Source organism: Acinetobacter sp. B51(2017), assembly GCF_003711395.1.
Taxonomy (GTDB): domain Bacteria; phylum Pseudomonadota; class Gammaproteobacteria; order Pseudomonadales; family Moraxellaceae; genus Acinetobacter.
In genome coordinates this window covers 1-22,354 of the sequence record NZ_PJRJ01000015.1, presented here as the reverse complement: position 1 = coordinate 22,354, position 22,354 = coordinate 1, and the positions used below count along the sequence as shown (strand labels likewise).

General features: G+C 41.0%; 26 protein-coding genes and 1 pseudogene. 16 read left to right on the top strand and 11 right to left on the bottom strand.

Annotated features, from left to right (window positions below; genetic code table 11):
• Window position 1: 1 nt before the first annotated feature.
• Window positions 2–787 (bottom strand): zinc ABC transporter ATP-binding protein ZnuC, encoded by a 786-nt coding sequence (gene znuC, locus CYK47_RS08765; RefSeq protein WP_171407312.1) that lies wholly within the window; start codon window positions 785–787, stop codon window positions 2–4.
• Window positions 766–1,257, bottom strand: coding sequence for a transcriptional repressor (locus CYK47_RS08760; protein WP_122900881.1), 492 nt, complete (start codon window positions 1,255–1,257; stop codon window positions 766–768). The genes znuC and CYK47_RS08760 overlap by 22 nt, the downstream gene beginning before the upstream one ends.
• Before the next feature lie 139 nt (window positions 1,258–1,396).
• Here CYK47_RS08760 and CYK47_RS08755 point away from each other — a divergent pair, with 139 nt between their 5' ends.
• The 10 genes from CYK47_RS08755 to CYK47_RS08710 all read left to right on the top strand — a co-directional run bounded on the left by CYK47_RS08755 (window position 1,397) and on the right by CYK47_RS08710 (window position 9,583).
• Complete coding sequence (locus CYK47_RS08755; RefSeq protein WP_122900879.1) at window positions 1,397–2,236, top strand: metal ABC transporter solute-binding protein, Zn/Mn family; 840 nt, start codon at window positions 1,397–1,399, stop codon at window positions 2,234–2,236.
• A gap of 172 nt (window positions 2,237–2,408) precedes the next feature.
• Window positions 2,409–2,801 (top strand): ATP synthase subunit I, encoded by a 393-nt coding sequence (locus CYK47_RS08750; RefSeq protein ID WP_122900877.1) that lies wholly within the window; start codon window positions 2,409–2,411, stop codon window positions 2,799–2,801.
• A gap of 112 nt (window positions 2,802–2,913) precedes the next feature.
• Window positions 2,914–3,789: a F0F1 ATP synthase subunit A gene (gene atpB, locus CYK47_RS08745; protein WP_122900875.1), complete on the top strand. Its 876-nt coding sequence runs from the start codon at window positions 2,914–2,916 to the stop codon at window positions 3,787–3,789.
• Window positions 3,790–3,868: 79 nt separating this feature from the next.
• The gene (gene atpE / locus CYK47_RS08740; protein WP_104989258.1) at window positions 3,869–4,114 is read left to right on the top strand and encodes a F0F1 ATP synthase subunit C; all 246 of its coding nucleotides are present in this window, start codon (window positions 3,869–3,871) and stop codon (window positions 4,112–4,114) included.
• Window positions 4,115–4,152: 38 nt separating this feature from the next.
• Entirely contained in the window at window positions 4,153–4,623 is a 471-nt protein-coding gene (locus tag CYK47_RS08735) for a F0F1 ATP synthase subunit B (RefSeq protein WP_122900873.1), read from the top strand.
• A 12-nt stretch (window positions 4,624–4,635) separates the two neighbouring features.
• The gene (locus CYK47_RS08730; RefSeq protein ID WP_122900871.1) at window positions 4,636–5,172 is read left to right on the top strand and encodes a F0F1 ATP synthase subunit delta; all 537 of its coding nucleotides are present in this window, start codon (window positions 4,636–4,638) and stop codon (window positions 5,170–5,172) included.
• 42 nt (window positions 5,173–5,214) lie between these two features.
• Window positions 5,215–6,759, top strand: coding sequence for a F0F1 ATP synthase subunit alpha (gene atpA / locus CYK47_RS08725; protein WP_122900869.1), 1,545 nt, complete (start codon window positions 5,215–5,217; stop codon window positions 6,757–6,759).
• Between the two features lie 87 nt (window positions 6,760–6,846).
• Window positions 6,847–7,716 carry a F0F1 ATP synthase subunit gamma gene (gene atpG / locus CYK47_RS08720; protein WP_122900867.1) on the top strand — a complete coding sequence of 290 codons (870 nt, stop codon included), beginning with the start codon at window positions 6,847–6,849 and terminating at the stop codon, window positions 7,714–7,716.
• Window positions 7,717–7,742: 26 nt separating this feature from the next.
• Complete coding sequence (gene atpD / locus CYK47_RS08715; protein WP_122900865.1) at window positions 7,743–9,137, top strand: F0F1 ATP synthase subunit beta; 1,395 nt, start codon at window positions 7,743–7,745, stop codon at window positions 9,135–9,137.
• A gap of 26 nt (window positions 9,138–9,163) precedes the next feature.
• Window positions 9,164–9,583, top strand: coding sequence for a F0F1 ATP synthase subunit epsilon (locus tag CYK47_RS08710; RefSeq protein ID WP_122900863.1), 420 nt, complete (start codon window positions 9,164–9,166; stop codon window positions 9,581–9,583).
• A 52-nt stretch (window positions 9,584–9,635) separates the two neighbouring features.
• On the opposite strand, the gene CYK47_RS08705 is transcribed toward CYK47_RS08710, so the two are convergent.
• On the bottom strand, window positions 9,636–10,373 hold the full coding sequence (locus CYK47_RS08705) for a CatB-related O-acetyltransferase (protein WP_122900861.1): 738 nt from the start codon (window positions 10,371–10,373) through the stop codon (window positions 9,636–9,638).
• A gap of 106 nt (window positions 10,374–10,479) precedes the next feature.
• Here CYK47_RS08705 and CYK47_RS08700 point away from each other — a divergent pair, with 106 nt between their 5' ends.
• Entirely contained in the window at window positions 10,480–10,785 is a 306-nt protein-coding gene (locus CYK47_RS08700) for a hypothetical protein (RefSeq protein ID WP_122900859.1), read from the top strand.
• Here the strand turns inward: CYK47_RS08700 and CYK47_RS08695 are convergent.
• The 5 genes from CYK47_RS08695 to CYK47_RS08675 form a co-directional block, all read right to left on the bottom strand.
• Window positions 10,764–11,210, bottom strand: a complete 447-nt coding sequence (locus CYK47_RS08695) for an ATP-binding protein (protein ID WP_122900858.1) — start codon at window positions 11,208–11,210, stop codon at window positions 10,764–10,766. The two genes, CYK47_RS08700 and CYK47_RS08695, sit on opposite strands and share 22 nt — an antisense overlap.
• A gap of 89 nt (window positions 11,211–11,299) precedes the next feature.
• Window positions 11,300–12,292: a pirin family protein gene (locus CYK47_RS08690; RefSeq protein WP_122900856.1), complete on the bottom strand. Its 993-nt coding sequence runs from the start codon at window positions 12,290–12,292 to the stop codon at window positions 11,300–11,302.
• 125 nt (window positions 12,293–12,417) lie between these two features.
• A complete protein-coding gene (locus CYK47_RS08685) occupies window positions 12,418–12,981 on the bottom strand; it encodes a PM1805 family lipoprotein (protein ID WP_122900854.1) in 564 nt (187 codons plus the stop codon).
• A 135-nt stretch (window positions 12,982–13,116) separates the two neighbouring features.
• A complete protein-coding gene (locus tag CYK47_RS08680) occupies window positions 13,117–13,500 on the bottom strand; it encodes an RcnB family protein (RefSeq protein ID WP_122900851.1) in 384 nt (127 codons plus the stop codon).
• A 197-nt stretch (window positions 13,501–13,697) separates the two neighbouring features.
• Window positions 13,698–14,243, bottom strand: a complete 546-nt coding sequence (locus CYK47_RS08675) for a glutathione peroxidase (protein ID WP_122900849.1) — start codon at window positions 14,241–14,243, stop codon at window positions 13,698–13,700.
• A gap of 163 nt (window positions 14,244–14,406) precedes the next feature.
• Between CYK47_RS08675 and CYK47_RS15470 the strand changes: the two genes are divergently transcribed.
• Together CYK47_RS15470 and CYK47_RS08670 are read left to right on the top strand one after the other, a co-directional pair.
• Window positions 14,407–14,556: a hypothetical protein gene (locus tag CYK47_RS15470; RefSeq protein ID WP_164709171.1), complete on the top strand. Its 150-nt coding sequence runs from the start codon at window positions 14,407–14,409 to the stop codon at window positions 14,554–14,556.
• Window positions 14,486–15,367, top strand: a complete 882-nt coding sequence (locus CYK47_RS08670; protein ID WP_122900847.1) for a DMT family transporter — start codon at window positions 14,486–14,488, stop codon at window positions 15,365–15,367. Before CYK47_RS15470 ends, CYK47_RS08670 begins: the two co-directional genes overlap by 71 nt.
• Before the next feature lie 369 nt (window positions 15,368–15,736).
• Here CYK47_RS08670 and tsaC read toward each other — a convergent pair whose 3' ends face one another.
• The 3 genes and pseudogenes from tsaC to CYK47_RS08655 all read right to left on the bottom strand — a co-directional run bounded on the left by tsaC (window position 15,737) and on the right by CYK47_RS08655 (window position 18,683).
• Complete coding sequence (gene tsaC, locus CYK47_RS08665; RefSeq protein WP_122900845.1) at window positions 15,737–16,306, bottom strand: L-threonylcarbamoyladenylate synthase type 1 TsaC; 570 nt, start codon at window positions 16,304–16,306, stop codon at window positions 15,737–15,739.
• 46 nt (window positions 16,307–16,352) lie between these two features.
• Window positions 16,353–17,510: pseudogene (dprA, locus tag CYK47_RS08660) on the bottom strand (DNA-processing protein DprA).
• Window positions 17,511–17,528: 18 nt separating this feature from the next.
• On the bottom strand, window positions 17,529–18,683 hold the full coding sequence (locus tag CYK47_RS08655; protein ID WP_122900843.1) for a LysM peptidoglycan-binding domain-containing protein: 1,155 nt from the start codon (window positions 18,681–18,683) through the stop codon (window positions 17,529–17,531).
• Window positions 18,684–18,804: 121 nt separating this feature from the next.
• Here CYK47_RS08655 and def point away from each other — a divergent pair, with 121 nt between their 5' ends.
• From def to CYK47_RS08640, 3 genes are all read left to right on the top strand, one after another.
• Complete coding sequence (def, locus tag CYK47_RS08650; protein ID WP_122900842.1) at window positions 18,805–19,323, top strand: peptide deformylase; 519 nt, start codon at window positions 18,805–18,807, stop codon at window positions 19,321–19,323.
• Window positions 19,324–19,392: 69 nt separating this feature from the next.
• The gene (locus tag CYK47_RS08645; protein ID WP_122900840.1) at window positions 19,393–19,785 is read left to right on the top strand and encodes a DUF2946 family protein; all 393 of its coding nucleotides are present in this window, start codon (window positions 19,393–19,395) and stop codon (window positions 19,783–19,785) included.
• A gap of 70 nt (window positions 19,786–19,855) precedes the next feature.
• The gene (locus tag CYK47_RS08640; protein WP_122900838.1) at window positions 19,856–21,904 is read left to right on the top strand and encodes a TonB-dependent copper receptor; all 2,049 of its coding nucleotides are present in this window, start codon (window positions 19,856–19,858) and stop codon (window positions 21,902–21,904) included.
• The last annotated feature ends 450 nt before the right edge of the window (window positions 21,905–22,354 follow it).

Below are 22,354 nucleotides of genomic sequence, written 5' to 3'. Positions count from 1 at the left end.
TTTAAACTTCCGGTTCTGGGTGAATATGCGGGCGCGGATCATGTTGGCATGGCGTCGCTGAATCACCATGTGCACAATGATCATGATGATGTTGATAGAACACGCGATTGGTACCAAAAATGGCTTGATATTCTGGATGCTGCTGCACATTAGCAGGTGTCCCGCTGCAACAAATATGTTTATTAAGGCACACCACACGATGCGTACCTTGCATCACCCATTGTAAATCATGTGACACCATGAGCACGGCACAGCCATATTTGGCGGGTAAACTGCTCACATAATTGTATAGTTCAGCTTCAGATTGAATATCTAAGCCTTGCATCGGTTCATCTAGCACTAAGATATCTGGCTGACGTAATAAAGCCCGTGCAATCAATACCCGTTGACGCTCGCCACCAGAAAGTTGTTGTACTTTTGAGTATTCTAATTTGCTAATACCTGTGTCACGAATAACCTCAGCTTTAGTGGCAGCATCGCATTTTTCTAAGGCCAATAAATCACACACCCGTAATGGTAGGCTGTGTGATGGATTGAATTTTTGCGGTACATAAGAAAACTTAAGTGCTTTATGGCTATGCACTTGTCCAGCTTTAGGTTTGATAATACCAAGTAAAACTTTGATTAAAGTCGATTTACCGGCGCCATTGGGGCCAATTAAGGTCACAATCTCTTGGCGATGCAGGCTAAAATCGACATTTTTTAAAATGTCACGTTCATCAATACGGACTTGAATGCCGCTTAATTCAATTAGTGGCTTATTCATTAGGCTTGACACTGTTGGCAAATGCCAGAAATCTCAATAATGCTGTGATGTGGAGTAAAGCCATCATCATCGGCTAAAGATTTTAATTGCTGTAATAAGGTTTGTGCAGAAGCCTCTTTAACCACTTTACATTGGGTACAAATTAAAAATGCAGCTTGGTGTCCTTCACGCGGATGACAACAAGGGATATATGCATTAATCGAGGTTAAACGGTGGATTAAACCTTTTTCTAATAAAAAATCTAAAGTGCGATATACCGTTGGTGGTGCTGCAGGACGATCCGATTGACCTTTGATTTTTGCCAATAAATCATAAGCACCCATCGGGCCTTTGGCATTTAAAATGAGTTCGAGTACTTCTTTACGTAATGGGGTTAAACGCGCGCCGCTGCTGGCACACAGGCTTTCTGCTTCTGCAAGACGTGCTGCCACATTGTGATGATCGTGGACGCCGTGCAAGACATTGTGGTGTTCATGCGAACATAAGCTCATGCGCAAACCTCAGTTCAGAGAGTCAAGAAAAGTGGACATTAAATTTTAGCACGAAGCGCTTTGAGTTTCGATTACGCGTAGGTATTTTTGTCTAATTGTTATATTATAACAATAGTTGAAAATTTAGCGATCTCTCCTCATGTCCCGTTTAATAGCATTTGTGTCACTGGCTTTGTTCGCGAGTTTGTCGTGGGCACAAGGTTTGGTGGTATCTACACAGCCGATTTATCTCATTGCCAAAGAAATTACCAAAGGGGTGGAAAATCCAACCTTATTATTAGCTGAACAATCAGGACATGATGTCAGCTTAACGCCAAATCATCGCAAGCTGATTCAAGACGCATCATTGGTCATTTGGTTGGGTCAGGCACATGAGGCACCTTTAGAAAAACTATTAGCGGATGATGCTAAAGCGATTGCTTTATTGGATTCTGGAGTGTTGCAAACCTTGCCGCTACGTAATACCCGTGGTGTGGCAATTAAAAACAGTGTAGATACCCATGTTTGGTTAGATCCAAACAATGCGGTGCGTATTGGTTTTTTTATTGCCGCGCTGCGTTCACAGCAAATGCCTGAAAAGCGTGAAATGTATTGGAATAATGCCAAACAATTTGCGCAAACTATATTGCTTACTGCCAAAAAATATAGTCATAGTGGTACAGCAAAAAGCTATTGGGCTTATCACGATGCTTACCAGTATCTAGAGCGTCCACTTCATCTTAAATTCGCGGGTGCTTTAACCGATGATCCGCATGTGGGTGCTACAGTTGCCCAAATCAAATATATGAATGACAACCGTCCATATCGCAAAATGTGCCTATTGGCAGAGGGGCATGCCAGTAAAAGTCAGTATCAAAAACTCGGCAATATTGTCTTTACTCGCGTGGATGAAAGTATGAGTCATGAGACGAATTTTATTCAAGCATGGCAAGCTTTGGCTGATAAAACCCAAGATTGCGTATTAAATGCGCGAAACTAAACTAAAAATTAAACAAATCAGTGATGTTAGCTTTCCTGTGCCAACATGCAAAAAAACACGACTAAGGTCGTTAAAAGATTGCATGTTGAGGGGGCTAACTCTATAATGCCTGCGATAAAAAACGATCACCCGTGAAACTTGTCAAGCATTTATGCTGTGAGTGAATAAATAAATGAGCCGAACTAGTCGCTTGATAGACCGACGATTAGCGAAAGCTTTGGTCTTCTTACAAGCATTAATGATTCCAGTCTCAGGTCTTTTGGCTTGGGCTGTGATGGATACAACCGCTGCAATCAGTGCCGCACTTGGTGCGTTTGTCTGTTGGCTAGCGAGTTGCTATTTTTCTTGGCAGTCGTTTCGTACAGCAGGCGCTCGGGCTTCTCAACAAGTTTATCTAAACATGTTTAGAGGTTTAATGGGTAAGTTTGTGATTGTGATCGTAGGATTCGTTTTGATTTTAAGCAGTGTCAAACCGTTGTCAGCGGGGGCATTGTTCTGTGGTTTTATTCTCGTTCAAGCGATGTCGTGGGTCGCACCTTTTTTGGTGTCACGTCAAAAACGATGAGTATCAGCACAAGCAAAAATTGAAAAGTTTTTTGGAGTTAAGCGAGATATCAAGCAGCACGCGATGTTCGCTTATCTCTACATTAGTATTTGACATTGACCAGGTGTGATTTATGGCTGCTGAAGAACATGCCCTTACTTCGACCGAGTATATCAAGCATCACTTGACCAACATGACCTATGGCAAAATGCCAGATGGCTCGTGGAAGTTAGCTGAGACTGCTGAAGAAGCTCAACAGATGGGGTTCACTGCTATCCACTTGGATTCAATGGGTTGGTCAATCGGCCTTGGTATCATTTTCTGTTTCTTATTCTGGATTGTAGCGAAAGCTGCAAATGCTGGTGTACCAACCAAGTTCCAGTCTGCGATTGAAATGATTATCGAGTTTGTTGACTCAAGTGTCCGTGACACCTTCCATGGCAAATCACGTTTAATTGCACCACTTGCATTGACCATTTTCGTGTGGATTTTCCTCATGAACGCAATGGACTTAATCCCAGTTGACTTCATCCCGTATGCAGCTCAAATGATCGGTGCGCACGTATTTGGTATGGACCCTCACCACGTTTACTTTAAGATTGTTCCATCTACAGATATCAACGTAACTTTAGGTATGTCGTTGTCTGTATTTGCCTTGATCTTATTCTATGGCGTACGTGAAAAGGGTGTGGGCGGCTTCGTGAGTGAATTTGCACTCAACCCGTTCAATCCAAGTAATATGTTTTTTAAAATTTTACTTATTCCAGTAAACTTAGTTTTAGAGTTAGCTACTTTCCTAGCGCGTCCAGTTTCATTGGCTCTACGACTGTTTGGTAACATGTATGCAGGTGAGTTAATCTTCATCCTAATCGCATTATTACCGTTCTGGATCCAATGGGCACTGTCTGTGCCTTGGGCAATTTTCCATATTCTTGTGATTACACTACAAGCTTTCGTATTCATGATGTTAACCATCGTTTACTTAAGCATGGCAAGTGAAAAGCACTAATCATATTTCTTATCTAATCGTTCGTTAATGATTAGATGATAATTGGTTTTGATATAACCTAACATTTGAGGATTTTTTCATGGAATTAGTACTTGGTTTATCTGCTATTGCAGTTGCTATTTTAATTTCTTTTGCTGCATTAGGTACAGGTATCGGTTTCGCACTTTTAGGTGGCCGTTTCCTAGAAGCTGTTTCTCGTCAACCAGAATTAGCTCCACAACTTCAAACACGTATGTTCATCGTAGCGGGTCTTCTAGATGCGATCCCAATGATCAGCGTTGGTATTGGCTTATTCATTCTTTTCGCTAATCCATTTGTAGGTTAATAAGCTTAATTCCTAAATTAAACTATTGAGGAATAGCAATGAACATCAACCTCACATTGATAGGCCAAGCAATTGCATTTGCGATCTTTGTCGCATTCTGCATGAAGTTTGTATGGCCACCACTAATCAATGCGATTAGTGAGCGTCAGCGTAAAATCGCTGATGGCTTAAATGCTGCTGAAAAAGCAAAAGCTGATCTTGCCGATGCGCAAGCTCAAGTAAAAGCTGAATTAGAAGCAGCAAAAGCACAAGCGGCTCAATTGATCGAACAAGCGAACCGCCGCGGTGCGCAATTGGTAGAAGAAGCGCGTACTCAAGCAGCTGCTGAAGGTGAGCGTATTCGTCAACAAGCGAAAGAAGCTGTTGATACTGAAATCAATGCTGCACGCGAACAATTACGTCAACAAGTTGCTGCTCTTGCAGTTGCTGGTGCTGAGAAAATTCTTAGCCAGCAAGTTGACGCAGAAGCTCACAATGCCATGCTGACTCAGCTGGCTGCTAAACTTTAAGAGAGGCGGATTATGGCTGAACTCTTGACGTTGGCACGCCCATACGCTAAAGCAGCATTTGCTTACGCTTCTGAGCAAAACGCAGCTGACTCTTGGTCAAATGCGCTTATTTTGCTCAGTGCTGCGGTGCAAGACGAAGCATTTTCAGCTTATCTAAATCGCCCTGAGCTTACTCCTGCTGAGCAGGTAAGTCTTTTTGCTAAAGTTTTAGGCGAAGACCAAACGCCTGCAGTGTCAAACTTTTTGACAATGCTTGCTGAAAATGCACGTTTGGCTTTGCTTCCTGAAATTCAAGCAGAATACGAACAGCTTAAATCACAGAATAACAATGTTGTGGATGTCGTGATTGAATCGGCATTCCCATTAACTTCTGTACAAGAACAACTACTTGCACATGCTTTAGAGAAAAAATTTGAAGCTCAAGTAAACGTTTCTGTAGAAGTTAACCCAGCGTTAATCGCGGGTGTGGTTATTCGTGCAGGCGACCAAGTGATAGATGATTCTGCGCTTAACAAGCTTGAAAAAATGCGGACTCGTCTTCTTGCTTAATTGCATTAAGACAGAACTTTAAAAAGATTGAGGTATAGCGCAATGCAACAACTGAATCCATCCGAGATCAGTGCGCTCATTAAACAGCGTATCGGCGATCTGGACACCAGCGCAACCGCTAAAAACGAAGGTACCATTGTTATGGTATCTGACGGTATTGTGCGCATTCACGGTCTTGCTGATGCAATGTACGGTGAAATGATCGAATTCGACGGCGGCCTTTACGGTATGGCACTGAACCTAGAACAGGATTCAGTGGGCGTCGTTGTTTTAGGTAACTACTTAAGCCTTCAAGAAGGCCAAAAAGCACGTTGCACAGGTCGTGTATTAGAAGTTCCGGTTGGTCCAGAACTTTTAGGCCGTGTAGTTGATGCTCTTGGTAACCCGATTGATGGTAAAGGCCCGATCGATGCTAAATTAACTGATGCTGTTGAAAAAGTAGCACCAGGCGTAATTTGGCGTCAGTCTGTAGATGAGCCTGTACAAACTGGTTATAAATCAGTTGATACAATGATTCCAGTTGGTCGTGGCCAACGTGAATTAATCATCGGTGACCGTCAAACTGGTAAAACAGCAATGGCGATCGATGCGATCATCGCTCAGAAAAACTCTGGCATTAAATGTATCTATGTTGCTATTGGTCAAAAACAATCGACTATCGCAAACGTAGTACGTAAGCTAGAAGAAACTGGCGCTATGGCGTATACAACTGTTGTAGCAGCAGCGGCAGCGGATCCAGCAGCAATGTTGTTCCTTGCTCCGTACTCTGGCTGTACAATGGGTGAATACTTCCGTGACCGCGGTGAAGATGCGTTAATTATCTATGATGATTTGTCTAAGCAAGCTGTTGCTTACCGTCAAATTTCATTGTTATTACGTCGTCCACCAGGTCGTGAAGCGTATCCAGGTGACGTATTCTATCTTCACTCTCGTCTACTTGAACGTGCTTCGCGCGTTTCTGCTGACTACGTTGAGAAATTCACGAACGGTGAAGTTAAAGGCCAAACTGGTTCTTTAACAGCTTTACCAATCATTGAAACTCAAGCGGGTGACGTATCTGCATTCGTACCAACGAACGTAATTTCGATTACTGATGGTCAGATCTTCTTAGAAACATCATTATTCAACGCAGGTATTCGTCCTGCTGTGAACGCGGGTATCTCTGTATCTCGTGTTGGTGGTTCTGCGCAGACTAAAGTGATCAAGAAATTGTCTGGTGGTATCCGTACTGCACTTGCACAGTACCGTGAATTAGCAGCGTTTGCTCAGTTCGCTTCTGACCTTGATGAAGCAACTCGTAAGCAACTTGAACACGGTCAACGCGTAACTGAGTTAATGAAGCAAAAACAATATGCTCCATACTCAATCGCTGACCAAGCTGTTTCAATTTATGCATCTAACGAAGGCTACATGGCTGACGTAGAAGTGAAGAAAATCGTAGACTTTGATACTGCGTTAATCTCTTACTTCCGTTCAGAACACGCTGCGTTAATGCAAAAAGTTGATGCGACTGGTGCTTGGGATAAAGATATCGAAGCAGCATTCAAATCAGGCATTGAAACGTTCAAAGCGACTCAAACTTACTAATTTAGCAACTTGCTAATTAGTGTTGGTTTGGTTCACGGAATCAACCTTCGGAAGCTCGAAAGAGCTTTCGAATACTAGGTTAAGCGTATGGCAAATTTAAAAGAAATTCGCGCCAAAGTAGCTAGTATCAAAAGCACGCAGAAAATTACTCGCGCGATGCAGATGGTAGCAGCTTCTAAGATGCGTCGTGCGCAAGAGCGCATGGCTCAAGGCCGTCCGTATGCCGAAAATATGCACCGTGTAATTGCTCATTTGGTTCAAGCGAATCCTGAATATAAACACCGTTATATGGTTGAACGCCCAGTTAAGCGCGTTGGCTATATCATCGTGTCATCGGATCGCGGCCTTGCTGGTGGTTTGAACATTAACTTGTTCAAGAAAGTGGTAAAACACGTTCAGCAGCAACAAGAGCAGTCAATTGAAGTTCAATTTGCTTTGATTGGTCAAAAAGCGGTTTCGTTTTTTAAAAACTACGGCGGTAAAGTACTTGGCGCAACTACAAATGTAGGCGACGCCCCAAGTCTTGAACAGTTATCTGGTTCTGTACAGGTGATGTTAGATGCGTTTGATAAAGGCGAGTTAGATCGTATTTATTTAGTATCTAACGGCTTTGTAAACGCCATGACTCAAAATCAAAAAATCGAACAATTGGTTCCTTTAGCAGCTGCTGAAGAAGGCGAAAGCCTTAACCGTCAATACGGTTGGGACTACATCTATGAGCCAGGCGCTGAAGAGCTGCTAAATGGCTTATTGGTTCGTTATATTGAGTCTGTGGTATATCAAGGCGTGATTGAAAACATCGCTTGTGAACAGTCTGCGCGTATGGTTGCAATGAAAGCTGCAACAGACAACGCAGGCGAGATCATTAAGAGCCTACAACTTATTTATAACAAGCTGCGTCAAGCCGCGATTACTCAGGAAATTTCTGAGATCGTTGGTGGTGCCGCTGCCGTTTAACATTATTTTGAATTGAGGAGACAGCAATGAATAGCGGTCGTATCATTCAGATCATCGGCGCGGTTATCGACGTCGAGTTTGAACGCAACAGCGTTCCTAAGATCTATGACGCTCTACAAGTTGATGGTACTGAAACTACTTTAGAAGTTCAGCAACAACTTGGTGATGGCGTAGTTCGTACTATTGCAATGGGTTCTACTGAAGGCCTTAAGCGTGGTTTGAGCGTAACGAATACTGGCGCACCGATCTCTGTACCTGTAGGTACTGCGACTCTTGGTCGTATTATGGATGTTCTTGGTCGCCCTATCGATGAAGCTGGTGATGTTGCTACTGAAGCGCGTTTACCAATTCACCGTCAAGCGCCTTCTTATGCTGAACAAGCAGCTTCTACTGACCTTTTAGAAACTGGTATTAAAGTCATTGACTTACTTTGCCCGTTCGCTAAAGGTGGTAAAGTTGGTCTATTCGGTGGTGCGGGTGTTGGTAAAACCGTTAACATGATGGAGTTGATCAACAACATCGCGAAAGCGCACTCAGGTTTATCTGTGTTTGCTGGTGTTGGTGAGCGTACTCGTGAAGGTAACGACTTCTACCACGAGATGAAAGACTCTAACGTTCTTGACAAAGTAGCCATGGTTTACGGTCAGATGAACGAGCCACCAGGTAACCGTTTACGCGTAGCGTTAACAGGTCTTACTATGGCTGAGTACTTCCGTGACGAGAAAGACGAAAACGGTAAAGGCCGTGACGTATTATTGTTCGTAGACAACATCTACCGTTATACACTAGCAGGTACTGAAGTATCAGCACTTCTAGGTCGTATGCCATCTGCAGTAGGTTACCAGCCTACACTTGCAGAAGAGATGGGTGTTCTTCAAGAACGTATTACATCGACTAAGTCTGGTTCGATTACGTCAATCCAAGCGGTATACGTACCTGCCGATGACTTAACAGATCCATCGCCTGCTACAACGTTCGCTCACTTAGACGCAACTGTAGTATTGAGCCGTGACATCGCGTCGAGTGGTATCTACCCAGCGATCGATCCACTTGACTCAACTTCACGTCAGCTAGATCCACTAGTTGTTGGTGCTGAGCATTACGAAATTGCTCGTTCAGTTCAAAACGTTCTTCAACGTTACAAAGAATTGAAAGACATTATCGCAATTCTTGGTATGGACGAATTGGCAGAAGAAGACAAACTTACTGTATACCGTGCACGTAAGATCCAACGTTTCTTCTCTCAACCGTTCCACGTAGCTGAAGTGTTTACTGGTGCTCCTGGTAAACTTGTACCGCTTAAAGAAACGATTCGTGGCTTTAAAGGTCTTTTAGCTGGTGAATACGATCACATCCCAGAACAAGCGTTCTACATGGTTGGTGGTATTGACGAAGTACTTGCTAAAGCTGAGAAACTTTAATTAGTTCCCTAATTTAGGAGATTCTCATGGCGACTATGCAATGTGATGTTGTAAGTGTTCAGGAGTCTTTGTACTCAGGCACAATCAGCATGCTAATCGCAAAAGGTGCAAGTGGTGAATTGGGTATTATGCCTGGTCATACTCCACTGGTAACTTTGCTTAAGCCTGGCGCAATTCGCGTTGTGCTTGAAAACGGTACAGAAGAGTTAATCTATGTATCTGGTGGTGTTCTAGAAGTTCAACCGCATGTTGTAACCGTACTTGCAGATACTGCAGTTCGTGCACACGACTTAGATGAAGCTGCAATTGTTGAAGCACGTAAAAATGCTGAAAACTTGTTAGCAAATCAAAAGAGCGATTTGGACGCTGCTGCTGCATTGGCTGCTCTTGCAGAAACTGCTGCTCAGCTAGAAACGATCCGCAAAATCAAAAACCGCGCTCAATAAGACACGGTTTAAGATTGAAAAAGCCACTCATTTGAGTGGCTTTTTTTATGAATTAAAGTAACTCTGAAAATTGTAATGTTTTAGGGCTAAAGATAATAAGACTCGACTGCAAAGCTTTTATTTGTTCTAGAAAATCATCAATATTTTCTATATCTAAGTTTTGTATATCTACAAAATGATATTGCCACCATTGGCTCTGTAAAAGTTTGCTGATTTGCTCAGTTGAAAAACGATATCTAAGTACTTTGGCTGGGTTGCCTCCTACAATTGCATAAGGCGGTACATCTTTTACGACGACTGAGTTAGCAGCAATAACTGCACCTGTACCAACGTTTAAATTGCGTTTTAAAACACAATTTGCGCCAATCCACACATCATGCCCAATAATTAAGCCCTGTTCAGGTTGTTGTTTGGGTAATTGACGTACTTTAAAATCTTTTGAATCCAATTTTTGGTCTTCTAAAAAACTTTGAAATATAGAAAAATTAGTATCATAGGTTGAGCTACTCGTGGTTGCCCATTCTAGGGGGTGTCGAATACCCAATACCGAAACGCCTTTAGCAATCGAGCAATAGCGACCCATTTGGGTGGTAATAGGCAAGACACTATGTGAATAAGAGAAGCTGCCCATTGACCATAAATGATTACCCTGCAAAAACGCAGTATATGGTTCAAGCTTTAGTGAACGATGGATACGAATTTTCGTATCATCTAGATGTCGCTCTGTAGCATTAACAGTAAAGAAAACTCGGTGTTGTTGTAATTTTTTTTGAATAGTGTGATACAACATTAGATCGTTCCTAGTTCTTAAGAAAAGTTTAATTAGAGTCTTCAGAGTTATTTAAGCATAGAATAAAAATATTATATTGTGGGAAAATTAATTTTTTGGAAATATTATGCAAATAATTGAAAAACAAAACCATTTTTGGGAACTTTACCAACAACAAGAGCAATACTATTTAGGCTTTGCTGTAGATACAGGCGATGCCATGCATTGTTGGCATTTACAGTTAACAGAGCAGCAAATTTTAGATTATAAGCAACAGGGTAGAGCTGCTATTGAGCAATTAGCCAAAATATTTACGCAGCATATTTATCAAGGTAATTTTAAGCAGCTAAAAGCACAGCAAGTTAATCAAGCAACGCAAGCACAGATGCAACAGGCGTATAAAGTCTGGCATCAAACAGCTTGTAGTAGCTGAATAGAAAATTGCTGACCATCTACAATTTGAACCTGATAAATTTCGCTAAAACCCTCAGTGAGTTTAGGAATTTCTAATTTTTTATAAGTTGCTCGAACGCCAGCTTCAGGAATATTAGCTTTTCCAGTTCGTTGACAGTTGCGTTGCAAAGTGCTGTTTAAATCAGTTGCAAAATAATAAGCAATAATTTCAAAACCCGCGGCTTTTGCTCGCGCGATATAACGGTTGCGTGCCTCTATATTTGGATTGGTGTTATCAATCACTATTTTGGTTTTAGAAGCTAAAGCGGCTTCAAAGAGTAAATTTTCCCGATGTCGGGTTTTGAGCATATCCAAATTTAAACGCAAATGTGTATTCGAAAAGTATTGCTGATAAAAAGTCGATTTACCAGAGGCTTGTACACCACAAAAAATAATCAGTTGCATCAAAATATGCGCATTTACTTAAACTAGATGCAGCATATTTTGATTTTTCTATGAGTACAACTTATTTATTTTTCAGGAAACTCATGACTTTATTTTTCAGGGAACTCATGACGTTCACCGCCACCATAGGTAGCAAAGCGTGGCTGTTCACGTTTAAATGTAGGTGCAGAACTTGGCCATGGCCAATTACCAAATTGGGTCGCACGATAGCGTTTAAATGCAGCATCGAGTTCTTGTTCGGTGTTCATCACAAATGGCCCACGCATGGCCACAGGTGCGCCAATCGGTTCACCTTCTAACCATAAAATCCGTGCTTCTTGATCGCCTGCAGTTAAGGTCACATCTATATCAGCTTGTAGTTCAATTAAGTGTTTAAATTTAACTGTTTGATCAAATAACTCTAGATCTGAGCCCTGATAAAAATAGGCAAAGCGGGTGGAAGTAGCAGTCGTGGCAGGTAGGGTAACTTGTGCATGAGCTGGAATTTGTATGAGAAAAATATTCACATGATTTTCATCAGCAGCAGCCCAAGAGTGCGGTGGGCGTGGTAGTGCCTTTTGCTCGTGTAATTTGCCTGAAATAACACGAATATCAGTGGTTTGACCATTGGCATCTTTTAAATAGACGTGTGGAATGTGTTCACGCCACAGCATTTTATAATCAGGATCTTGTTGTTTTTGTTGAGGTGAAGAATTAAACCAAATCTGAAAAAGTTCCATGGTATTGGCACAATCTTCATGGATCAGTGGAAACATCTCACAATGTTCAATACCGTTGCCAGTGGTCAGCCATTGCACATCACCTGCGGCATAGCGGCCACCATTACCTAAAGAATCAAAGTGATCGACCACGCCTTGTTCTACAAGCGTAATCGTTTCAAAGCCAGTATGCGGATGTTCAGGAAACCCCGGTACTGTGTCACCATAATACATCCGATATTCATCATTTAAAGCAGGATGTTTTGGGCCAAGCTCGGCATTGCCTTCAGGGAAATAATCGATATGATGCGCAGTAAAGATAAAAGGGTCTTTTAGATCTAAACGAAATTCTACGGGAACAATAGAATAAATAGCCTGTTGCATACAGGTCTCCTTACTGTTTTTTTAGTCGCTTATTAGGCTAGCAAGTTCTGTGGCTGTGCGTGTTGTAGTATCGCGATTGCGGTGTATAAACTCAGTGAAGCCAATAGACTTCACTGTTGCAATTTTTAAGATTCAGCTTTTTCTTGTGGGATTAACATGCCTGCAAGCTTAAGCATTTCTGATTGTACATTGCCCATTTGCGCTTCAATCTGCTTAAAGTTCACTTGGGAAAAATCAACTTTGCCATTTAAAAAATCGGAAGCCAGCACTTTTTGGTTCGCAGCCATAATATTGCTACGAATATCTACAATTTCTTGACTTTTAAGATCTAAACTATTTAAGGCCTGATTAAAGCCTGTTAATTGGCTATGTAGGTTTTGTGCTGCAAGTTCTAGTTTTTGATGATCTTTTAGCTCAACAGCCTCTTGTAAATCTTGCTGAGTTTGTTGTAAGTCAGCAATGTAGTTACCTGCCTTAAGTTGTACATCAGCCACATCACGTAGCAGATAAAACATATTACCTGACTTAAGCTCAGTTGTTGAATTTTCATTGTTGACAGTCGAGGTCTCAATTTTGGCCTCGGGCTGTGCAGTTGCTTCTGGCGCAGGAGTTTGGCCACAACCTAACATAACAATGCCAAAACCAAACAGAACCATTGGCATTGCCACACTTTGTAAAACCTTTTTCATGCCCCAAAACACCAAAATATTAAATCTTAATCAGAAGATACGACATAAATATGGCGAAAAAATGGATTGTTGCAAAGGCATAACAAAAATAAAAAAGAGTGCCTAAGCACTCTTTCTTCACCGAGATTGTGTAGTTTAGCCAACCACTTTAAGCACTTTATAGGTTGTGGTATTCATAAGTACATAGTCACCATTCACTTTTATCCACTGCTGATTTTTACCTGGTTTGCTCAACTTTTTCGATTGTTTATAGTCAACCTTATAGCTTGGTGCATGGAATTGGTTTGGGAGTTTATGACCTACTTTCCAATCACGTTTAGGTTGTTCAACTTTCTTTGAGGCTTTTTGATGCACTTGATGTGAAGCAGGTTTGACTTTTTGCTGCTCAAACTTGCTAACAGTTTGATGTTTTTGCATTTGTGCAGGTTTATTCGGTTGCTCGTGTGGTGCAGCAAAAGCGCTAGTTGCTGCAAACACGCCAGAAAGAGAAAATACAACAGCTTTTACTAAACGATTCATGAGATAACCTATTCAACCATTACTTGGGATAGCTGTAGATTAATCCTCATCGCTTAAAAAATAATGAATAGCATGTTGTAGAAGTATAAAAACTAAGTAGAAACTATGAATAATTTTTAAGGTTAGATATTTAATTAATTGTTTTTAAATAAGAATAAGTATCTAAATTGGACTCAGATACTTATTCTTATTGGCTTTTATTTTGCTAATTCAGCCTCAATAGCATCCATAATACGTGCATCATCTGCAGCAATATCTGGTGCAAAACGCGCAACAACTTGCCCTTTTTTATTGACTAAGAATTTTTCAAAGTTCCATAACACTTCAGGTGGCTGATTTGGTGTTAAACCATAATCCGTTAAATCTTTGACCCAAGGGCCTTCACCAATACGCTCAGGAATCGCTTGGGTCAAGGCTTGATAAAGTGGATGTTTATCTGCACCTACCACGGTGATTTTGCTAAATAGGGGGAAATCAATTTGGTAATTTACGCTACAAAATTGCTGAATTTCTGTATCGCTGCCTGGTTCTTGTGCCAAGAAATCATTCGATGGAAAGCCTAAAATTTCTAAGCCAGCCGCTTTTTTATTCTCATACAGCTTTTGTAAACCTTCATATTGTGGTGTTAGACCACATTTTGAAGCCACATTTACAATCAATAAAACTTTACCCTGATATTGATTTAAGCTAGTTTCTGCACCATTAATGGTTACTACTGGAATATCGTATACAGAAGTCGTCATGACTTATCCTTATTTGTTTTAAAGCAACTGATGTTGTAACGAGAAAATGCTAGCTGAGCAAGAGGAAACTTGTAGAGCTATCTCAAAAAAGCCCATTACAATACGTTAAACTTTCCTCATATTAGATGCTGTGCTGGCTTAGCTTTATTTAGCTGAACAGTGGATGTATGCGCCTACATTAGGTACCATGATGACCATTGCTGGCGCGATGTTGGCACAAAAGAAAAATGAAGGACAAATACATGGAACAAAGCCGAATGGCTTGGTGGGCGGTACTTTTACCGATTGCCGCAGTATTTATTTGGTCATTTAACATTGTAGTGACTCGTTATGTGACTGAATTTATTGAACCTATGAGCATTAGTTTTTATCGTTGGTTTTTAGCATGGCTAATACTCAGCCCTATAATGCTGGGCACAGTCTATCAGCAACGTCAGCAGATTCGTCCAGAACTTAGCAAAATTGCGGTATTAAGTGCATTTGGCATGGTGCTCTATCAAGGCTTGGCTTATAGTGCAGCGCACTATACCAGTGCCACCAATATGGGCTTAATTAATGCCTTTATTCCTATTTTTACCATTTTTGTATCGTTACTGATTTTAAAGCAGCGTCCCAATCGCTATGCGGTTATTGGCAGTATTTTGTCGTTTTTAGGGTTGTTATATGTAATTGGTCAAGGCAGTTTTGCCGCCATCTTGAGTATAGGTCAGCATAGCGGTGACATGGTGATGTTATTGGCCGTGTTTTTCTATGCTTTTTATGGGGTGTTTTTAAAGAAATGGCAACTGTCTTTAAGCTTGATGACCATGTTGTATATGCAAATTTGTTTTGCAGTGCTGTATCACTTACCCTTAATTGCTTATCTAGGCTTAGATCGTCTGAATAGCGACAATTTATTTAGCGTACTGTATGCGGCAATTTTTCCATCCTTGTTAGCACCTTTGCTTTGGATGTTAGCCATTAAAAAACTGGGTCCGAATAGCACCAGCATTTTTATGAATTTGATGCCAATTTTTACCGCCATCATTGCTTATTTTTGGCTTAATGAAGCATGGACGATCTATCACAGTATAGGGGGAAGCGTGATTTTAGCAGCTGTTTTATTGGCACAGCGTCGAGTCTAAGGCTTAAAAATAAGCATTTGATGTAAGTTCAAAGATATTTTTATTTTAGTTTTTCTAAAAAATCGATAGTTTTAAAAACGTAAAAAATTGATGATTATGTTAAAAATAAATAAAAAATAGTCAGATACGTTGAACAAATTGGTAAAAATATAATTAGCTAATACATTTTATGTCTTAATTGAGTTTTAAAATATATTTGTTTAAAAAAAACAGTTAGAACATAATACCGCCATCGCAAGTACTTCACTAGATCCTAATGATCTAGACTTTGCACCAGATTGACAGACCCTCTGGATGTGATTTACACATCCTTTTTATGCTCAGCCGTCCCTATATGGCTGAGCTTTTTTTTGCCTAAAATTTAAGGATTTAGGCGCGAATAATTGTCCCTGTTTCGGCATCTAAAATTCGACTTGGCTCACGGCTTAAGCCTAAATCACCATTTAAATAATTTAATTTTTGTGCAAAATAATGGGTGGCATCTTGTAAGGAACGAGCAGGTTCTAAGCCAGCTGGATTGGCACTGGTTGAGACAATAAAGCCATCAAAAGCATTACATAAAGCCACGCACAGCGGGTGGGTAGTGACACGCACCGCGACTTTCGGATGATTGCCTTTAATCCAAGTGGGGATTTTATCTGTCGCAGGTAATAACCAAGTGGTTGCACGTTCACTGGCAGTCCGATTCGTCCATGAGGCAATCACCTGTTCGCGCATAGCGGGTTCTAAATTGACCAGCAACGCTTCGACCTGATGCAAACTTGATGCCAGTAAAATCACCCCTTTTTCGATTGGGCGTTGTTTTAAGTTTAAGATTTCTAAAAATGCAGATTCGTTATAAGGATCGCAACCCAAGCCCCAAACAGCCTCTGTAGGGTAAGCTAAAACTTGTCCTTGTTTGAGACAGCGTGCCGCTTCAGCAACAGAGGTAGTAATCATGTACATCTTTCCCGTAAATTGATTTATGGAAAGGCTATTGTGAACCTTATTGCATCGAACCACAACGTAAGTACAAACCTGATTGCTGCATCACTAAGCCAAGTAATTCAAGTTCCATTAATTGGCCCGTTAAACTGGCTGCATCGCACTTTAATTGCAAACAAAGCTGATCTAAGTCTTGGCCTTGCCAATTTAAGGCGGCATACAATGCTGCTAAGTGCTCAGGTACCGTGCTTGATCGCGTTGCATCAGGTTGCTGCATGGGAGCAGAGCCAACTTTGCATGTGGTTTTTGAGTATTGTTGATGTTGCCAAGTGGTCGCTAAAGCTAAATCTTCGATGACTTATTCAGGATGATCTACAAGGGTCGCCCCTTCACGAATCAGTAGATGACAACCTTGATGATAAGCATCATAAATATGCCCAGGAATAGCAAAAATATGTTTGCCTTGTTCAGCAGCAATTTTGGCGGTAATCAGTGAGCCACTTTGTAAAGTCGCTTCAGCGACAATCACACCTAAACTTAAGCCACTAACAATCCGATTACGCCGTGGAAAATGATGTTGCAAGGGCAGGGTCTTAGGTAGAAACTCGGTGATGACTGCACCACTTTGGGCAAGCAGTTGTCGAAGCTGTAAATGTTGCTGAAGATAAGTGCTATCTAAGCCAGTCGCCATCACCGCAAGGCTACGTCCATGTTGTAAGCCGCCTCGATGTGCTGCTTCATCTATTCCTAAAGCCAAACCACTATTGATATAAAAACCTTTTTCACTTAAATAATAAGCAAAATCATAAGCCACTTGCCGGCCTTGCGGGCTAGGCTTACGACTTCCGACTATAGCAATTTGCGCAGCATTCAGAATACTGACATCACCTTGACCAAATATAATCGGTGGTTTATCACTATAGTAATTCAGTTGTTGTGGATAATCAGCATCATCTATACAGATCACAAAGTCACTATGCTGCTGAATCAGTTTGAGAATATCTTCAAACGTGCTTTGAGCTGTAGATTGCTCGAATTCTTGAACGCGTTTTAAATGACTGGCATGCAAATTTAATTTGGCCCAGTCATGCCGCGCCTGAAAAGCTGCTGCCGCTGAGCCATAATGGTGAATAAGTTTATAAAAACTAGATAAGGAATGTTGCACCAAATACCATATGCGGATGGTATCAATTTGATTTTGTGAGAGCTGCTGCAACATACCTCACCTCATATGAGATTAGTCATCACTGTCTGGGGCAACTAAATTTGCACCCACCTTAATTGGTAATTCACTACTGAGTACATAGCCATAGCTAAATTGATCAAAGGTTTTAAATACCATAACTTGACCAATACGTTGACCTGGTAATTGAATACGTTCTTTGGTTTTTGGATCCGTCACAATTTCACCTTGTTGTGAAATAGCAAACACATGACCACTTTGTACACCGTGTTGACTGCCACGGTCTAAAGTCACCACGCTGCCTAGAGCCGCTGTACCAATTGAACCTTGAACACGAATCACTCGACCATCTTGTATTACATTTTCTGCTTCTACAGGATAGAACAAAGTTGGCAACATTGGATCATAAATTGGTAACACGCGATCGCCACGACGGACTTCGTAGTTATAAGTATCGCTAATTTCTAAAGTGGTAATGTCGCCAGTGTTTTTGCTGGCAATTGCAGTAGCCACTTGGGTAAGTTCAAGCGCAATTGGATATTTACGTCCTTTCGCATCAACAGCTGTATATGGTTCGCCTTCACGATAAATCGCATAATTTTGCCCAGACTCTAAGCCCATGCCACGCGCATACACAGTTTGACCTTTGGCCGCTAACACACGTTGATCGGCAGCACCGACAATATAAGGTGTCGCATCTAAAGCATCAGGTGCAATAATATGTGAACGTTCTAAGAAGTTTTTAATGTCATCTAAGGCAATCACAGGAATGGCATTATTAATAGACTCTAAACGCACTTGTGGTTTTAAGTTTTGATGACCTAAGTAGCGATTAATAATGCCTTCACAGCCATCGCCTTCATCTTTACCTAAAATTGGTCGTCCTTGGTAATCACACATTAATAGGCGGTCACCAGGGAAAATCCAATGCGGATTTTTGACATGTTTATTACTGGCCCAAATCTCGCGCCAGCGCAGTGGATTTTTTAAAAAGCGTTTTGAAATGTCCCATAGCGTATCGCCTTTTTTGACAATATACACATTAGGTGCATTGGCTTTTAAAGCAGGTGGATTGACGTTACGTGCCGGTGCAGCTTGTGCCACACTGATCATACCTAGCCCCAAACTGGTACATATTGCAACAGCTAATAATTGCTGCTTAAACCCCAAGACACGAAAAATAGCAGTGTCTGTCAAAACCTTTTTCATTATCATAATTCCTAAAATTATGTATGTAGTTGCGTTATAATAACGATCTTACACACAATTTTCTGATGAAGCATTCCTTCATTGGGTTTTTTAGTTCAATGGCAGAAATTGAGGACGCAGTATGGCCTTGTTACCTATTTTAAGTTTCCCGGATCCCCGTCTTCGTACCATTGCGAAACCTGTCGAAGAAGTTACTGATGAAATTCGTCAGCTTGCTGCAGATATGTTTGAAACGATGTATGCAGCCCCCGGCATTGGCTTGGCTGCCACTCAAGTTGATCATCATATCCAATTGATCGTGATGGATTTATCTGAAACCAAAGATCAACCTTTGGTGTTCATTAACCCAAAAATTACTCCACTGACCACAGAGACCCAACCGTATGAAGAGGGCTGTTTATCAGTGCCTCAAATATACGATAAAGTTGAGCGTCCGTCACGCGTAAAGATCGAAGCAATTAACCTTGAAGGTCAAGCATTTGAGATGGAAGCAGACGAACTTCTCGCAGTTTGTATTCAGCATGAAATGGATCACTTAAACGGTAAACTTTTTGTTGACTATCTTTCTCCGCTTAAGCGTCAACGTGCACGCGAAAAAGTAGAAAAAGTGGTCCGTCAACGTCAAAAAGTAAAACGTTAATAAAGTAGGCTACTTTTTGTAGTCACTTTGTTATAATAAAACCCATACTTAAGCTATGGGTTTTTGTTTTTGTATAGCCGCAGTGGGTTACTGCTTTCTTTTGCAGCCGTATTATTACAGATCGCTGTATTTTTACAGCCTTTACTGCCAGCACAATATCAAGTGGCGCCGGTTTGTGAAACTATTGCTCAAGCTTTATTAAATCCAAGCGCAGAAACACATAGTTATCATCATGCTGTAGAACAGCACCATGAGCATCACCATCATGATGCCAACCATCAATGCCAATATTGTACTGTGTATGGCAACTTAGTTTTGCCTCCTGAATTATCCGTCAAAGAAGTGCTGGATCGTATTCAGGTGCGTTTTGCTGCATGGCAAAATAGCGCAGCTTATGTTTGGTTTGTTCTACAACGTTTATTTTTATTGCCGCAAGGGCGAGCCCCACCACTTTTTGCATAAATCTCGAAGGTTTTTTTAGGGTCTTTACTGGCTCTAGCCCAGTCGTATTTATGTTTTAAGTGAGTTTATCATGACATCAAGTCAATTTTTATTACAGCCATTAGCCGCTGCGATCGCGATCGCCTATTCAAGCACAATTTTTGCTGTGGAAGACTTAGAAAATCAGCCCCTATCGTTAGCGCCGATTGTTGCCACGGCACAACAAGGCAATGATGCCAATGGTTTAATTGTGCGGGCTGATCCTAAATTGCCGATTCAACCGATTCCAGCAGCCGATGGCGCAGATTACTTACAAAGTATTGTAGGGTTTAGCGCCGTGAATAGTGGTGCAGGGACCAATGGCGATGTCACCTTCCGTGGTATGTTTGGTTCGAGAATTAAAATTTTAACCGATGGCACAGAGAATTTGGGGGCTTGCCCAAGTCGTATGGATTCGCCGAGCTCTTATATTTCTCCCGAAAGCTATGATCAAATTTCGGTGATCAAAGGGCCGCAAACCGTACAATATGCCAATACAGGCTCGGCCGCGACGGTGATTTTTGAAAGACGTCCTGAGCAATTCTCACAGGATCACAATTATCGTGGTCAAGCCAGTATCGTCATGGGCTCTTATGGGCGTTTAGACCATAATATCGAAGCTGCGGTTGGAGATGAGCAAAAATATATCCGCCTAAACACCAATCGTTCGGTCGCAGATAGTTATCAAGATGGTGATGGTAATACTGTGCCTTCAGATTGGCAGCGTTGGAATGCAGATTTGGCTTTGGGTTGGACACCAAATCAAGATACTTGGGTGGAGCTGACTGCGGGTAAAGCGGATGGTGAAGCGGTGTATGCAGGCCGTGCCATGGATGGATCTAAATTTGCGCGCGAAAGCTTAGGTTTACGTGCTGAAAAGAAACACTTAACTGATCATGTAAAAAAGCTCGAAGCTCAAGTGAATTACAACTTTAATGATCATGTGATGGATAACTTTAGCTTACGTGAGTTTAATCCAGCGGGTGGCATGAAAATGCCTATGGCGACTAATGTGGCACGTAAAACCTTAAATGCCCGTGTGGCAATGACCAATGAATGGGATAAGGTTCAACTTATTAGCGGTATAGATACGCAAAACAATGAGCATAGTATCCGTAAAGGTATGCACGATAGTTATAAAGATCTGACGCGCCAAACTGATATGCAGTTCCAATCTTATGGTGCATTTGCTGAATTAACTTATGACTTAGGTGATGATAACCGTATAGTGACAGGTGCGCGTGTTGACCAAGTAAATGTAGAGGACAAGCGTAGCGAAACTCCTGTAGGAGTGAATCGTAATCTCGATCAAACTTTGCCAAGTGCTTTTATTCGTTTGGAAAATATTCATCCTGAACATGAAGATGGCAAAACCTATATTGGCGTGGGCTATGTGGAACGTATGCCTGATTATTGGGAACTGTTTAGCCCTAAATCAGCCAATGGGCATAGCAATAGCTTTAATCATCTAGATACCGAAAAAACCTTGCAGCTTGATCTAGGCTATCAACATCACCAAGGTGCTTGGAATTCTTGGATATCGGCTTATGCAGGTTTAGTACAAGACTATATTTTAACGACGTATCAAGCTACAGGTATGCAAGGTGCTTTAGAGGCGCATAGTCGTAATGTTGATGCCAGCATTGCTGGGGCAGAAGCCGGAATTGGATATCAATTTACTGATACGATTTCAGCAGATATGAGTGCTATGTATGCATGGGGTGAAAACACCAGTGATAATACGCCTTTGCCACAAATCTCTCCTTTAGAGGCACGCGTAAATCTGCGCTATAGTCAAGAAAACTATAATTTAGGATTATTATGGCGTGTGGTTGATGGACAAGATCGGGTTAGTTTAGCTCAAGGCAATATTGTCGGTTATGACCTAAAACCAAGTCAGGGCTTTGCCACTTTGTCACTCAATGGCACCTATCATGTAACTCAAGGTGTTGATTTAGCGCTAGGTGTCGATAATGTTTTAAATAAAACTTATGCTGAGCATTTAAATAAGATGGGTAATGCAGGTATTGGTTTTGCTGGCGATCAGCAGTTTAACAATATTGGACGTAATTACTGGGCACGCTTAAGTATGAAGTTTTAAAAAGTCTAAAGTGTAAAATAATAGCAACCAGTCCAAGTGTAATTTTAGCTTTGACTGGTTTTTTTGTTTGCAGAGAAAAAAAGCACTATTTTTTACTTGTTTAATCAATTAAATATGCAAATTAAAACGAATTGGAATCAATTTTAGTAAAATTGTTAAAAATAATTTTATATAAAATTCAATAATTTGTTTTTATTTTTGTTGATATGGTTAGCATTTGTTAAAAATACTACTTGCCAGTGTTGGATTTTTATCTATAATGCTCATCCATCGGTAGCGAACGAGATTTGCTGACCGTCTTACTTCTGACGAAGAAGTAAGAAAATCATTAAGAGATTATGAAGAACAACTTGTGTGGATTTTTACTGGTTGATCAATCGAATATATTTTCATTGATAATTGGTAAGAATTTCTCGAAGTTTATTTGAGCAAATTTTTTGTCAGTAATTG